Annotated in this window: 8 protein-coding genes and 4 tRNA genes; 3 read left to right on the forward strand and 9 right to left on the reverse strand. The window is 38.4% G+C overall.

Annotated elements, in window-relative coordinates; genetic code table 11:
• Nucleotides 1-441: 441 nt before the first annotated feature.
• Nucleotides 442-5388: a DEAD/DEAH box helicase gene (locus BC781_RS01090; protein ID WP_109615406.1), complete on the reverse strand. Its 4947-nt coding sequence runs from the start codon at nt 5386-5388 to the stop codon at nt 442-444.
• A 400-nt stretch (nt 5389-5788) separates the two neighbouring features.
• Between BC781_RS01090 and BC781_RS01095 the strand changes: the two genes are divergently transcribed.
• Together BC781_RS01095 and BC781_RS01100 are read left to right on the forward strand one after the other, a co-directional pair.
• Complete coding sequence (locus tag BC781_RS01095) at nt 5789-7051, forward strand: phage integrase SAM-like domain-containing protein (RefSeq protein ID WP_109615407.1); 1263 nt, start codon at nt 5789-5791, stop codon at nt 7049-7051.
• Nucleotides 7052-7162: 111 nt separating this feature from the next.
• The gene (locus BC781_RS01100; protein WP_109615408.1) at nt 7163-8227 is read left to right on the forward strand and encodes a helix-turn-helix domain-containing protein; all 1065 of its coding nucleotides are present in this window, start codon (nt 7163-7165) and stop codon (nt 8225-8227) included.
• 52 nt (nt 8228-8279) lie between these two features.
• Here the strand turns inward: BC781_RS01100 and BC781_RS01105 are convergent, their stop codons facing one another.
• The 6 genes from BC781_RS01105 to surE all read right to left on the reverse strand — a co-directional run bounded on the left by BC781_RS01105 (nt 8280) and on the right by surE (nt 10840).
• On the reverse strand, nt 8280-9125 hold the full coding sequence (locus BC781_RS01105; RefSeq protein WP_109615409.1) for a GIY-YIG nuclease family protein: 846 nt from the start codon (nt 9123-9125) through the stop codon (nt 8280-8282).
• A 224-nt stretch (nt 9126-9349) separates the two neighbouring features.
• Nucleotides 9350-9436: transfer RNA gene (locus BC781_RS01110), tRNA-Leu, on the reverse strand.
• 42 nt (nt 9437-9478) lie between these two features.
• Nucleotides 9479-9562, reverse strand: a tRNA-Leu gene (locus BC781_RS01115).
• Between the two features lie 31 nt (nt 9563-9593).
• A tRNA-Leu gene (locus tag BC781_RS01120) sits at nt 9594-9677 on the reverse strand.
• A 38-nt stretch (nt 9678-9715) separates the two neighbouring features.
• A tRNA-Leu gene (locus BC781_RS01125) sits at nt 9716-9799 on the reverse strand.
• Nucleotides 9800-10051: 252 nt separating this feature from the next.
• Nucleotides 10052-10840, reverse strand: a complete 789-nt coding sequence (gene surE / locus BC781_RS01130; protein ID WP_109615410.1) for a 5'/3'-nucleotidase SurE — start codon at nt 10838-10840, stop codon at nt 10052-10054.
• 394 nt (nt 10841-11234) lie between these two features.
• On the opposite strand from surE, the gene BC781_RS01135 reads away from it, so the two are divergent.
• The gene (locus BC781_RS01135) at nt 11235-12965 is read left to right on the forward strand and encodes an alanine/glycine:cation symporter family protein (protein WP_109615411.1); all 1731 of its coding nucleotides are present in this window, start codon (nt 11235-11237) and stop codon (nt 12963-12965) included.
• A gap of 81 nt (nt 12966-13046) precedes the next feature.
• Here BC781_RS01135 and BC781_RS01140 read toward each other — a convergent pair whose 3' ends face one another.
• The gene (locus BC781_RS01140) at nt 13047-14312 is read right to left on the reverse strand and encodes an NAD(P)/FAD-dependent oxidoreductase (protein ID WP_109615412.1); all 1266 of its coding nucleotides are present in this window, start codon (nt 14310-14312) and stop codon (nt 13047-13049) included.
• A 33-nt stretch (nt 14313-14345) separates the two neighbouring features.
• Nucleotides 14346-14654 (reverse strand): 2Fe-2S iron-sulfur cluster-binding protein, encoded by a 309-nt coding sequence (locus BC781_RS01145; RefSeq protein WP_109615413.1) that lies wholly within the window; start codon nt 14652-14654, stop codon nt 14346-14348.
• Between the last annotated feature and the right edge of the window lie 8 nt (nt 14655-14662).

The following is a 14662-nucleotide window of genomic DNA, read 5'->3' on the forward strand; positions in this document are numbered from 1 at the left end:
TATACCTTTAAATATATGTGATGTAATCGTCTCAAAACGGTAAATAGTATGACGAATTTACTGTATTAACTATGCTTGTAATAAACTTTCAATAGCCCACTATAAAGCTTAATATAGATTAGTACAGATATGAAATAAGTGCATTATCAAAGTATTTATTAAATGTTAAGTCTAATCAGAAAAGGGGTTTATATCATTCTATGACTCTATAAGCTCCCCGATTTCAAAAAGTGTCCTATATATGCCCTGAGAGTGTAAAAATTTTGAAAATTTTCACATTATTAAAGATCGAGTCTCATTCGGAAATAATTGTCGTTTTGAGGAAAGTGTATTTTCTTCAATTAGGATTCATCTAAGGCAGGGTTTGAAAAATTGCCAAAAACAAGGAAATAGAATGTCATCTTACTTAATAGGAAAACGACATCTATTTCCTCGATTTTTCTATTTTTTGTTGTGTTCGTTCAACAGCGCCAACACACAATCTTCATTTTTTTCAAAATCGTTGCATGGTAGGTAAGCACTGATCCATTTTCGATAGGTTTCAGTGATAGGTTTTTTCTTTTTTTCAAAAGTTTTTTGCAATTCCTTCACTCTTTTTTCAAAATCATTCTGATTTATGTAACCGCCAACGAGGTTTTCTCGAAGGTCTGACAATGCCACATTGTGTTCCTTATGCAGACTACTCAACTCAAAGCTGAACTCTGTCAAAATCTTTCTACCGTTTTGACGCATAAGTATCTTGTCTTCCCCAACCGTGTCTTTTATAGATTCAAGTATTTCGCTCAATACCAGCCTTAGTTCGGGGCGAAATCTCAATTGTGCCATCCCTTCAAAAACTAGTTCCTTGACGATCTTACCCCCCATACGCTCTGTAGTATCACTGCTTCGCATAATACGCCCAATTATCTGTTTTAACATCCCTGCCTTCGCCTTATGAGGGTGTTGAATCCCCTTTTCAAGACATCCCACAAGGCTTTCCGTGAGGTCTGAGATGTTTAATGTGAGAGTGAGTGTCTCATTGTAATTCCTGCCCACGAGTGCGGTACTTGAGTTAATATAGGTCAGCAAATTACCCGAATGATTAACATCTTCAATTACACTTTCTGCTGTAATCAATTTATCAGATACATCTGAAAGGATATAGCCATTGAACCCATCGACTTTTTCAATCATGTGCTTTCGTGCGCATATAAACAGCGTGTCATTGCACTCTGTTGACTTTTGACAAATATTCTTGGGTGCAAGTAGTGTTCGGTGATCTCCTGTCTCTTTGAAGTTGATCAGTAGCTGATCTATGGAGGTTACCTTTGTTTCCAGCCGTGTGATCTCTCGATCAGGTACAGGCGTTGCACTTAATCGGGTGCTTTTGTCGAAAAGCGTGCTATCCTTTTTGAGAGCGATATGCCATAACCCATTCCCCTTCTCAATTGATCGTTGAAGTTGTCCTCTTTTGAATTCTTGAGTTTCTTCGTCCAATACAGGCTTATTATAGTAGAAAGGCTTAAAAAATAGCACTTTCCCTGCCGAGATGTGATTATAAAGGATTTCATAAAACTCCTCGTATAAAGCGTCTTCGCTCCCCATACTTTGAAGATAGGCTTGCTTGAACTTTTCATAGCCTTCATGTCTCCATGTGGCAGAGTACACATCCAGCATTTGTGTGTCGTTGGTCATACCCTGCCATGCTTCGGCAGGGGTGAGTTCGATACACTCGTCGAACAGGTATTTTCTGTCAAGTCTGTCATTGAATTTTGTAAGCACTTCGGGTTTGAAGGTGTCACGGGTTTGATCTCGGTACGAGAAACTTTGAAAGCAGAAAGACAATTGCTCTGTAAAGTGACATTTCACCTCCTCTTGCTCTTCGTCTTCGTTGCTTTCACCTTCTGATGACGGTATTGTATGTGTAAGCTTTGCGTATTCGGCATCCGTAATAGCTGAAAGCCTTTTGAAATCATCAGATTTGCATATCGAGAAGGTGTTGTGCAGTTTATTGAATTCATACGCATGTTCGAGCTGTACAACCTCATAGCGGTTGAAGAGGTGCTCTTCGTCCACAATTGAGTGTTCAATTATTGATTGAAAGGCATTCAGCCTAGACACATACTTCGGTAGAAAAGACTCCGATAAGTAGGCATGCGTAGTGATCACTAGCTTTGCATTTTCAAGCATGCTGATGTCTGAAGTTGCCATGAACTTGATAACACCGAGTTCAGCCATGGTACTTTGTACCGATTTTGGGTCAATCTTCACTTGATACTCTGAGGATAAGGCATCTATACTCGCACGAATCATGTCTTTGTAGACCGAATGTATTGTCTCTTTCGAATGAACAAACAATACAGAGACTTCACCTCGTAAAGCCCATTCCAGTAAAGCACTACCTGAAGCATACGTTTTACCTGAGCCTGTTGGTGCTTCAAGCGTTGTGTCAGGCTGTATCTGTCTTTTGATCTCAAGCGTTTTGTTTGCATACACCTGTAGGGCAGACTTTGCTAGTGCCTGCTTTACTTGCAAAACTATTTGTTGTACTTGAAGATAAGTCTCCTCAGAGATTCTGTGTACGATATCAGAAGAGTAGCCATCACCTGTTTCTGTATGGAAGTGCATTTTGAAGTATTCGTATTCACCTAGGACAGATACTTTACCCTTGTCAAGAATTTGTTTTGCCGTGTGCTTTTTACTGTATACCCTGCCACTTAACATATCTACAGTTTCTGTACCATCGTCAAGAATGAGATAAAGGCGTTGCGTTTCGGTATTGTGTGACCACTTCAACCCCTTGAGGTCTGCGCCTACTAATAGACTTCCTATCTTAGTTCCTGCATCACTATTAGTCGTTTTTACGCTACTTGGACAGGTAGAGTCAAGCGGTGTAAAGGTGAAATATGGGGAAAGCTTTTTGATGTTGGGCTTGGTCAATTTCAGTACTTTTTTCTGTACCGTATTATAACCACTGAGGCAGAGCACTCCTTGAGCAGGGAGTTCTGTAATAGAAAGTGTTTGCCTAACATCCTCTGACATATCTTCTTCTATTTCCTTGACCTCAATATGATAAGGTGAAGGCATTGTTGCTAAAACCCTCATGCGTCCCTTTGCTCTGTTTTCTTCACTGTATACGTGAAAATGCTTTTCAAAGAGTTTTCGTAGGTCTTTTGGAAGATCGTCAGGATGGGTACAGTCAAAATCTAACCAGACGGATTTTCCTTCTTCTACAGGTAGTGAATAACCATACATGCTTCTGTTCGACTCGTACGTCTCATGTATTTCATCGATTCCGTATCCCATCCCTTTTAAATTGTATATTTTCTTCTGCTGACCGCCAGAATAATTCGCAATGAGTTCTAGTGGGAACTCTGTCGACGTGATGATATTTGCATCAACAAGCTCTTGATAAGGTGTGAGGTTCTTGTAGTCAAAATTAAGAGGTTTCTGGGTATCAAATAGTCTGTTAAGCACCTTTGCATTCAAAAACGTTTCTGCCTTAGCAAGTGTATCATCTGCTGTATGAGTCGCATTGATATTCTGCGACTTGTTGCTGTACTTAAACTTTCTTCCACTCCCTTGTGAGAGAGTTGGATAAGTTCCCGAATATGTCCAGAGCCCTGCCTTTGAGCTTAACAACAGCTCTAACTCTTCTGATGAAAGTTGAATATTCTCACGAATCAACTCTAAGACAGGGGCAGGGAATTGTGAGCGATAAGGGTCTTTTGTTTGCCAAATGCCCTTCGCTTTAATGCGTTTATCATCCCCCACGGATTCCACAGCAAAGTAATTGTTGACATTGATCACATGCATCATCTCATACTCTGTAATCTCAAGAGGTATACTGTACGCCTTCCCAGCCTCGGATGTGAATTTCTCAAAGTCTAGTGCTCCTCGCTTACACATGATTGTAATACCATCAGTGTTCGTCTGTAGAAGCTTCATTTCCCCTTCCAGCAAACTGTTGACATAGTAGATAAGAGCCGTAATGAAATATTGTCCCGTTAAGCAGGTCATCAAGTTACCTTTAGGCACACACAGTGACGAATATTCAGCATTCGTCAAACCAAACAAGCTGTTGATGACGATCTTTTTGAGTTGAGCTTGCTGTGCCCATTTCTCTTCCTCTTCAATATTGCCCGCCTTTTTCGCTTGTTTAGCTTTCGCCTTAGCATCTAGTCGATCTGCAATCAACTGCTTGAGTATATCCGTAGAGAAATGAGACGTTTTGCCAAATACCATCGGTATAAAATTGGCTATCAGTAAAGGGTAAAATGAACCAAAGTCGATATCAACGATCTGCCATTCATCGTCACTCACAAACAAGCCCTTCTCTTCAGCATGTAAACCTCCTCGCTTGAACTTGTGCTCAACCCCCTTGATCGAGTAAAGAAATTCGTCCGATTTGCCTGTGCTGAATTTCATTTTAGCTTCCATGCTTTGAACGATACTTTCGGCAGTGCTCCCCTCGAAGAAAGCTTTTAGGTCGGCAGAGATAAGGTCTGTACCAGGAACTTTTATGTCCGTTATAGAGTAACTACCAACCTTTACTCCAACAGCGTTCGCCTCGGTGGGAAAGAGCTTATTAATTACAGAGTTAATCGATAGCAGGGTACTGAGTTGATATGACTTCCCTTGATCGAGAAGCAATTGTTCGTGTCCTTGCAACTTCGGCAGGGTATACTTCTTGAACATTTCAACAGTTACCAAGACATCCTTCTTCAAGTAATCAAGCAGAGTTGTGCGCTCATCTTCCGTCTCTACGTCCTTGTCAAACGCAGGAATGTCGATATAGCCCTGCCCGATACTATCAGCAAAGTGTTTAAGGGTTGCAAAAGTACCCGAATTGTCCATCATGCGTTTGCCCTCCCCAGAGGCTTCTATTGCATGCGAACATATTTTCTTGAAGACATGAAGAGCTGTTTTTTCAGTTTGTAGGTACTTCAGTAACCTAGCTAGTTGCTGTGCTTTAGGTTGAGTCATGTTGGCACAAAAGCCAAATTCACGTTTGAGGCGGTAGCGTGTACCTGTTTTAGTTCGAGTCTGTTCAAAAAAGGTAGACAGGTCTGAAAGGTTGCACTCAAACTCCTTGAATGCCTCTGGGTTGAGCTGAAAGTCATTGATGAATTCCCCCGTCAATGTCTTACCTTGCTTGTAGTGAACGTAATTGATCATTAAGGTCGTGACATCAACAATTACATTATGCCCGACTAGAAAAGGCATGGTGTCAAGGCTTGCAAGATATTCTACCCACTGACCAATCTGAATAGCACCTTCAAAGGTTTTGTAGTCACCAGAGCTAAATTGATAGGCTCCTGCAATATTGATGTTTTTATAGAATTCAGAGTCGAAGACAATCGCTTCGATCTTCGTAGCGGATTGTAGTTTTGTAATGTTATGTTTCATATGTAGGGAGTAGAAACCTTGACTCAAATGAAAAACCCTTACCAAAAAAAAAAGATAAAAACAACGCTAATTAACTGATATTCAAATGAATTAAATTTTAAAAAAATTATTTTATCACATTAATGGTGTATTTACACACCTGTCTGGGTATATGGCTTAACTTGTTGGGAGTACGGTTTGATTGACTCGGTATGTCGTATGACAATTTATCTTTCCGCATTCTATCTGCCAGTCTTGGAATATCAGTACCTACTTGATTGCCTTGTTTTGTTCTAATCAATAGGTTAAAAGTGTTAGTGTCTATTTAATTGATATTTTTTTCCTTCTCACCTTTTTCTTTCGTTGAAAGGTATCTATTCCATAGCGATGAACATTTTCATAATTTAAAATCGCTAAAACAATGGCTATTTCAATTTACTTTCAACTAGGCAAAAAAGAGGATAAAAAAGGGAAGGATTATGTTTGTATGACAGTATACAAAGGTAGAGGTAAGCAATTCTCTTGTGCAACAGGTTATAAAATACATCCAAAAAATTGGGATGCAGAAAATCAAATTGCAAGACGTAGAGCAGAAGATGCACGAGTCATTAACTCGCACCTCGATCTTCGAAAAGATGATATTGAGGATATTTATATAAAAGAACTCGAAGCAAATTTGATTGACTGGGATACCTTCAAGGCAAAAGCAAAATTTATTGCTCACAAGAAGAATAAGGGGAAAGTGTTTAACTTAAGCTCTACCCAAATCAAAAGTAAACAAGACTTCTTTCAAGTATGTGAAGCCTTCCTTGACATCAAAGGTAAGATATATTCCCGAAACACTATAAAAGGATATGAAGACCTTTTTTCAAAACTAAAAGAGTTTGAAGCAGAGAAAGAAACCAATATTATCTTCTCACAAATCACCTTACCTTGGTTTGATCAGGTTATTAACTTTCTCATAGATAGTCAACTCATGAATTCATCTATTAACAACCATCTCAAGAACTTGAAAGCGTTTTTGAATTGGGCATCCGATAGAGGCTATTACCAAAAAAGATTTGACTTTACTAAGATCGGAAAGCTTCCTGAATCAGAGGGAGATACAATAGCTCTAAATAAAAAAGAGCTATTGAGACTGTATGAAATAGACCTTTCTGCTTTCCCTCACTTAGAGCCGGTTAGAGATGTGTTTTGCTTTTTATGCTTTACACTGCAACGTTACCAGTCATATAAAGACTATTCTCCCGATCAGATAATGAATAACGGGACTACTTGGGCTGCACAATGTGGGAAAGTATACGGTATTGCCTACGTCCCTTTAAATCTGTTTGATCACAGGGCTAAACACATTCTTGAAAAATACAATTATACTCTTCCAGAATATGCCGATGGATACTTGAACAAAGAGATCAAGAAAATATGTGAGATGGCAGGGATCAATGAAAAGGTTTTTGTCTCTAAGCGAATAGGAAATAGGGAAATAGGCATCTATAAATACAAATATGAAGTCATTTCATGCCATAGTGCACGTCGAACAGGAGTATCGTTAGCATCAGAGTTTTTGACACTTCCACAAATTCAGAAAATCACTAAACATAAAAGCTTGAAAACATTACAAAAGTATATCAATATTGACCGTGAAAGTCTAAAAAATCACTGCACAAGAGTCACCTTATATTAAGTCGTGAATGGAGCTTCGATACGGAGTTCCATTTTTTTTGAAATTTCTTTTACCCTGCCTTTTTTAATTGCTTTAACCTATCTATTCCATACTGTATCAACTTAAAACAGTATGAAAGAGATAAAAACCTCTGAGACAAACCAAATAAATCTAGTACCTAACAAACTCATTACTGGAAGTGAGCTGTGCTCCATTTTGGGGATTAGTATGCCGACTCTGAAATCATGGCGAGACAAAAGGCTTGTCAAAGCTATCCAAAGAGGAGACTATTACTATTTCAACAAAGAGAATACTCTTGATGCAATTCTCGGTAAGAAACGACGAAAAGAGTGTCAGCAATATGTTGACAAAGACACAATTGCAGAGCGACTCAAACTACCTCCTCATAGAGTGAAATACTACAGTAATAAAGGGCTTATTCCTATGTATACTTTTGAGCGCTCTCGGTTCTATGACCTGAATGAAGTTCTTAAACACTTGTTTCCTTCAAGGGTAGGAGAAGCTATCACAGTTCTTAACGAGAAAGAATTGTATGAATTGCTGGGTGTACAACGCAATACAGTAATCAAATGGAGAAAAGAGGGAGTCATCAAAGCGACTTCTCTAGGTGCTGCCCATCTCTATGTAAAAGAAGATATCTGTGAGAGTGTCTTTAGAGATCAGCGCCCTTATCCTTGTAGTCGATTGTACAAAATCAAAGACATACAACTACTGCTTGGACTGTCACAAATGTCTATATACCGACGCATGAACAAGGACGAAATCCCAAGCCATCGCTTTCAAGGCAAGGATTACTTCGATTTGTCAGAGGTGTTTAAGGCTGTTACAGGAGAAGATCAAATCTTCGAAATCACTTCTGAAAAGCAAATACTTGACAAAGGTGAAGTAACTAAGCAAGAGCTTAAAGCAGCTGTCAATGATCAAAGAATCCGAGTTTATACATTCACAGGAGTGAGATTTTATTCTACAGAAGAACTTAAGGCTTACTTAGAAGAACTTAATAAGAATAAGAAATGGCTTGGCATTGATGAGCTGTTTTCGATAGTACCAGACCTTTCTGAAACAAAGCTAAACTCGTATATCGAGGCAGGGACTATCCGAGCATATACCCATAAAGAGACTATTGTGTTCAAGAGATCTGATATAAAAGTCTTGACCTCGAGTCAGGTCGCTTGAGCTCCAGTAAATCATAGCCACTTCATATGTAATATACGTAGTGGCTCGATTGTTATTTGTCTCCGTTCTTCCAAAGTACCTTAAGAGTTCGTCCACCTTCATCTTTCCACTCTGTCCATCCAGACGCCACAACCCCAAGAACAGTTTCAGCAGCTGAAGACGGTGTGGGAAACAGGTGATCTTTCTCAAAAACGTATATTCCTTCTTTACGTATCATAACCCCTGTTTCCAAGAGTTTTTCTCTTAGCAGAACGATAGAATGATAGAGGCATGGCTTTATTTCAATACTTGCTTCAGATCCACGTAGTACAACAAAGCCTTCACTGGTGTATTCACCTGTTGCTTTAATTCCTTTCCTATTGATATAAAGGAGCTTGCTATCGATTTCGATAAGGGGCTTGAAAAGGTTATAGCCAGACTCCTCCATGACAAGCCTAATGATCTCAAAGCTCTCCAACAAACTTGCCTCCAAGCTTTCAGGTACCATAGGTTTGGGAGGTGTGACAGAGTTGTAAACTTTATACCTGCCAATAGTCTTTGCGACCATATAAGAATGATTTTCAAGGTATTTTGTAGCTGTAGACAAAAGTTGTCCTTCTGTGCTGGAAGAAATGACTAGAGCATGGCTCCATTCAAACTTTGCACTATTTTCATGCCGTTGGAGTCGTTCAAAGGCATTACCTGCCTCTCCTATATAGACAGATGGTTCTAGGGTTTTCTCATCGTTACCAAACAAGAAGTAAAGACATGCCCGTTTTAAATCAATTCTGTCTTTGTACTTTTCGATAAGGTTACGAGGTAGTCCTACTGCTCTGATAATAGAGTTGCTAACAGTCTTGATGACTACAGAGCTTTCCTCTGTATTGGGAATAAAAGTTGTAATTGTTTTGCCGTACATACCAAAAGGTATATTTTATACATTAAAGAAATATCATTGATAATGTAATGTAAGGAGGGGATTTTGTGTTATATTTAAAAAAAAACAGGCAAAAAGAGTACGGTTAGGAGTACGCTGTTTTATGCTAATTTTAGGACGTTTTCATCGAAGATTTCATCGAAAAACTGACTTTAGATAACAAAAAAAGCCCCAAATCGCCATTTTAGAGGCATTTTGGAGCTAAGTGGTACTCGGGGCGGGAATCGAACCCGCACGGTATTGCTACCACTGGATTTTGAATCCAGCGCGTCTACCAGTTCCGCCACCCGAGCAAGGTGATAATATGGCTTTAAAGTAACTTTAGAGTTGTTTTGTACCTGGGGCGGGAATCGAACCCGCACGGTATTACTACCACTGGATTTTGAATCCAGCGCGTCTACCAGTTCCGCCACCCAGGCAAAAATCTCTAATGTAATCAATAAAGGGTTGTACTTCGGGCGGGAATCGAACCCGCACGGTATTGCTACCACTGGATTTTGAATCCAGCGCGTCTACCAGTTCCGCCACCAAAGCATTTGCAAAGACCGTTTGTCTTTACTTTTTTAAGGTAGTACCTGGGGCGGGAATCGAACCCGCACGGTATTGCTACCACTGGATTTTGAATCCAGCGCGTCTACCAGTTCCGCCACCCAGGCTTACTTTTCGTAGGTGCTTTCCTTAAAAGCGATGCAAACATAGCAGGTTTATTTGGATAAATCAAACACTGTGTTGCATAAAAAAAGCCTCTCCTAGGCGTCAGAGAGGCTAACATCTTGATAAATAAATGTTTTTCGAAGCGAAAAAATTTCATTTTTTTTCAAAAAAAAATCTTCCGCTAATCAAATTGTCTTTTTGAGCATTTAAAATTGTATTGTCACAGGTTTACAGCTTAACAAACATTTAGAACTCTATCCCTTCGACGACCAATTTTCTTCAATTTCTTTGAGTGCTTTATAGGCTGTCATGTCATAGGTGACAGGTACAACAGATACATAATTATTATCGATCGCATGAATATCTGTTCCTTCTCCTTTGTCTTCACACACAAATTTACCCGTCAACCATAAATATTCTCGATTATATGGATCTTGTCGTTGGTCAAATGCTTCTTGCCATTTGGCTACAGATTGTCTACAGTATTTTATCCCTTTGATTTCCTCTTCAGATTTTGGAGGAAAATTGACATTTAGAGTGATGCCTTCTGGAAGTCCTTTTTCTAAAACATTTCTACAAATCTCCAAAATGAAATCATCAGTATGGCTAAAATCAGCATCATGACTATAATCACAAAGTGAGAAACCAATCGAAGGCAAACCTTCTATCGAAGCTTCAATGGCAGCTGACATCGTACCAGAATATAAAACACTCACAGATGCATTCGAACCATGATTAATACCACTTACCACCAAATCAGGTACTCTCCCTTCATTCAGATAGTTTTTAGCCAACTTCACACAGTCTGCTGGAGTTCCCGAACATTCATATGCCTCTACTTCTTCACCCCAAATATTCGATTTGTAATATCTTAGTGGATCATTAATTGTGATAGCATGTCCCATTCCCGATTGCGGACTATTAGGAGCTACCACTAATACATCTCCCAATTGCTGCATTAAATTCACTAAGTGACTAATGCCCTTTGCTGTAATTCCATCGTCATTAGACACAAAAATCAACGGTCTCTTATTTTCTGTCATCACTAGTTCATTTTTAGTTCTATCCTCTAAAGGTGTAATATAAGGACTTGGTTTTAGTTTAATGCGATATAATTTCAGAAAGGGAACTGAGGGTCTAAAAAAATGACGAACGTCCTGTTTTTTTCTTTTTTTTTCTTCCTTCCGTTAAAAAACAGCTATATTGTGTGCTTGTATGAAGAATAAAAAGAGAATTAATCATTGGACTTTATCACGATGTATTCTATAGTAGGGTTTTAATCTATCGCTATTCTCCATTTTAAATGTAGAATTTAATGGTTCTTTAAGGTTTAAAATGATATACAAAATAAAACGTGATAAAAGCTATAGATTAATTCTCTGTTGGGTACAGATATATCCATTTTTTTAAACATTTGAACTTCAAAAACTGAAACTAATGCGAATATTTAGATTATCTGAATACTCTTTAGAAGAGTTAAATGCGATATTGAACACCTTAAACGGCTATATCAGTGGTGAATGGTTCGTTTTCTTCCTATTGGGTACTGGACTGTTCTTTACCTTATATTTGAAGTTTCCTCAATTCAGATTTTTCCGCCATGCTTTCCGTATTGTAAGAGGGAAATACGACAAGGATGGAGATGAAGGAGATACTTCACATTTTCAGGCACTGACAACAGCGCTTTCAGGAACAGTAGGTACAGGTAATATTGCAGGTGTTGCTTTAGCAATTCATGTTGGTGGTCCAGCAGCCTTATTCTGGATGATCATCACAGCTGTTTTAGGTATGACGACTAAATTTGTTGAGGTAACGCTCTCTCACAAATACCGTGAAAAAGCAGAAGATGGTTCTATAGCTGGTGGTCCAATGTACTACATGAAGAATAAACTGAACATGAAATGGCTAGCGGCTATCTTTGCTGGTGCAACAGTTCTCTCTGCATTTGGTACAGGTAACCTTCCTCAAAGTAATAGTATTGCTTCATCTATTGAGGCTACATTCGGATTAGACCCAAAATTGACTGGTGGTCTTTTGGCCGTTTTACTTGGTTTTGTAATTATTGGAGGTATTAAACGTATTGCAAATGTAACAGAGAAGTTAGTACCATTGATGGCTGTGGTTTACTTGATTGGTGCATTTGCTGTTATCTTCTTCAATATCGAAAATGTAATTCCGTCTATTGTAGCAATCTTCTCAGATGTATTCTCTGGTTCAGCAGCTACAGGAGGTTTCCTTGGTGGTTCTGTTGCATTGGCATTTACTAGAGGTGTAAACAGAGGTTTATTCTCAAATGAAGCTGGTCAAGGTTCTGCACCAATAGCTCACGCAGCGGCTAAAGCTCACGAACCTGTTTCAGAAGGTATGGTAGCTATCCTAGAACCATTTATTGATACAGTATTAATTTGTACACTTACAGGTATCACCCTTCTTTCTTCTGGAGTTTGGAATGAGAAAATTGAAAATAAATTCCAAAAAACAGATCTAATTGTACTTACACAAAAGTATGATGAAACAAACGCTGAAGACATTCAAAAACTTTCTATTCACTTAGATGGAAATGAAAAACAACCTGTTTACACAGGAAACTTGAATGTTAGAGAAGGAATCATTACAAATTCTGTTTCATTATTACACGCTCGTTCTTTAGCTGAAGACATCAAAGTTTTCCAAGAAGGAAACCTCTTCAGTGGTACATTGAATGTTAATGCAGGAAAAATTAAATTCCCAGAAAAAGTAACCATCAGAGGGAAATCTTTAATGCATAGCTCCCCATTAACTACAGAAGCATTTAAAAGAAGCTTCTTAGGAGATTATGGTCAATATATTATTTCTATTGGATTGTTATTGTTTGCATTCTCTACTGCTATTGCTTGGTCTTATTATGGTGACCGTGCCATTACTTATTTGGTAGGTGCAAAAGGAGTAATCTATTTCAGAATTGTGTATGTTTTAGGGTTCTTCCTTGCTGCATTTACAGATACAACAATCATCTGGACACTTTCTGGAATTACAATTGCGCTAATGACAATTCCTAACTTATTCGGTATTCTGCTACTTCGTAAAGACATGAAAGAAACAGTTACTAAATACTGGAAAGATTTCGATTTGGAGTGGGGTGAAGCAAAAGAGCTTCCTATTGAGAAAAAAAAAGCTGAGGTAGAATAATCTATTCTGAATCTCAGTAAAAAATATAAAAGCCATTCAAATTAAGATTTGAATGGCTTTTTAGCTGATATAGTATTTAGGTTAAATCACTTCTTCTAAAATTAAATTTTTAGGCTTCAACTCCGTTAAGGGATCGCTCAATTTCTCCTTATCCACAAGCGTTCTTTCTTTGATAAACTTTGTGCCTATGACATAAGCTTTCGGATTATTGATCGCATCTACAGCTAGTAGTTCATCTCCTTTGAAATGCCAAACCGAAAACTTCAATGGATTGTCTGCTTCTTTTCGAACAACAGATTCTGTTAGCCCCTCAAACAAACCTATCATTTGTAATTTCACCTCAAACTGATCTGACCAAAACCATGGTATACTTTCATAGTTGGTAGGAATTCCGCAGATATTTTTTGCAGCGACCTTTGCTTGATCTACGGCATTTTGTACCGATTCCAATCTGTGTGAACGATCGTAATGAGGATTATGATGAAAGCTACAATCTCCGATTGCATAAATGTTTTCATCATTTGTTTGGGTAAAAGCATTGACTTTAATTCCATTTTCGAGCTCAAGCCCTGCCTTTTCTGCCAATTCAGCATTTACACTCACACCCACTCCTACAATAATGATATCAGCCTCAAATGTAGAACCATCAGCACAGGTTACCACATTTTGATTTTCGTCAGTACGGATAGAAACAACATTCTTTTCACAGAATATTTCTACGCCTTTTTCTTTATGATAAGATTGGAAGAAAGTAGAAATTGGAGCTGTGGCTACTCTTGCCAAAACTCTATCTTCTCTTTCCAAAACTGAAACCATTCCACCCATTTTCTTGAGTGAAGCAGCCGTTTCCAAACCAATATAGCCACCTCCAATGATCAATACACGCTTTTGCTCACTCTCTTTAAATGCAGTTTTTATATCAGAAACATCTTTAGCAGAACGTAAAGGAAATAGATTTTTAGCCTTTTCAATACCTTCAATTCTAGGAATAATAGGGCTTGCGCCAGTTGCAATCACCAATTGATCATAAGACTGCTCTGAACTATCTGAAAGTGTAATCTTTTTATTTTCTCTATCTATAGAAGTGACAGAAATCCCTAACTTCAAATCAATATTTTCTTGCTTATAGCTTTCCCAAGATTTCAATTGATTTTTCTCAATACCATCATCGCTAGTCAAATATGCTTTGGATAAAGGCGGCCTGTGATACGGAATAGTTGAATCCGAATCAATAAGAATAATTTGACCTTCCCAACCTTCTTTTCTCAAAGAAAAAGCAAGGTTGACACCTGCATGACTCGCTCCAATGACCACACAACACGGATTGTTAGGGATATTTTCTGACATAAGTTTGAATGTTTAAGTCTTAAAAAGTTTATACTATTTAGCTACATGAAAAACAGCTCCATCTAATGCTTCAGAAACTTCCATCTGACAGCACAAACGGCTATAATCTGATACATTATCGTCTAGTTCGAGCATGTCTTTCTCAATCTCACTGGCTTCTCCAACTTTCTCAAAATGCTCTGGGGCTACATGTACATGACAAGTTGCACAAGAACATACGCCTCCACAATCGCCATCAATTCCTTTTACATTGTGTTGTACTGCAAGTTCCATTACAGAACCCGAATTACTTTCTACCGTGATTGATTCATTTTCACTTGTGATAAATGTGATCTTTGCCATAGTGTTCT

The sequence above is a fragment of the Sediminitomix flava genome (assembly GCF_003149185.1).
Classification (GTDB): domain Bacteria; phylum Bacteroidota; class Bacteroidia; order Cytophagales; family Flammeovirgaceae; genus Sediminitomix; species Sediminitomix flava.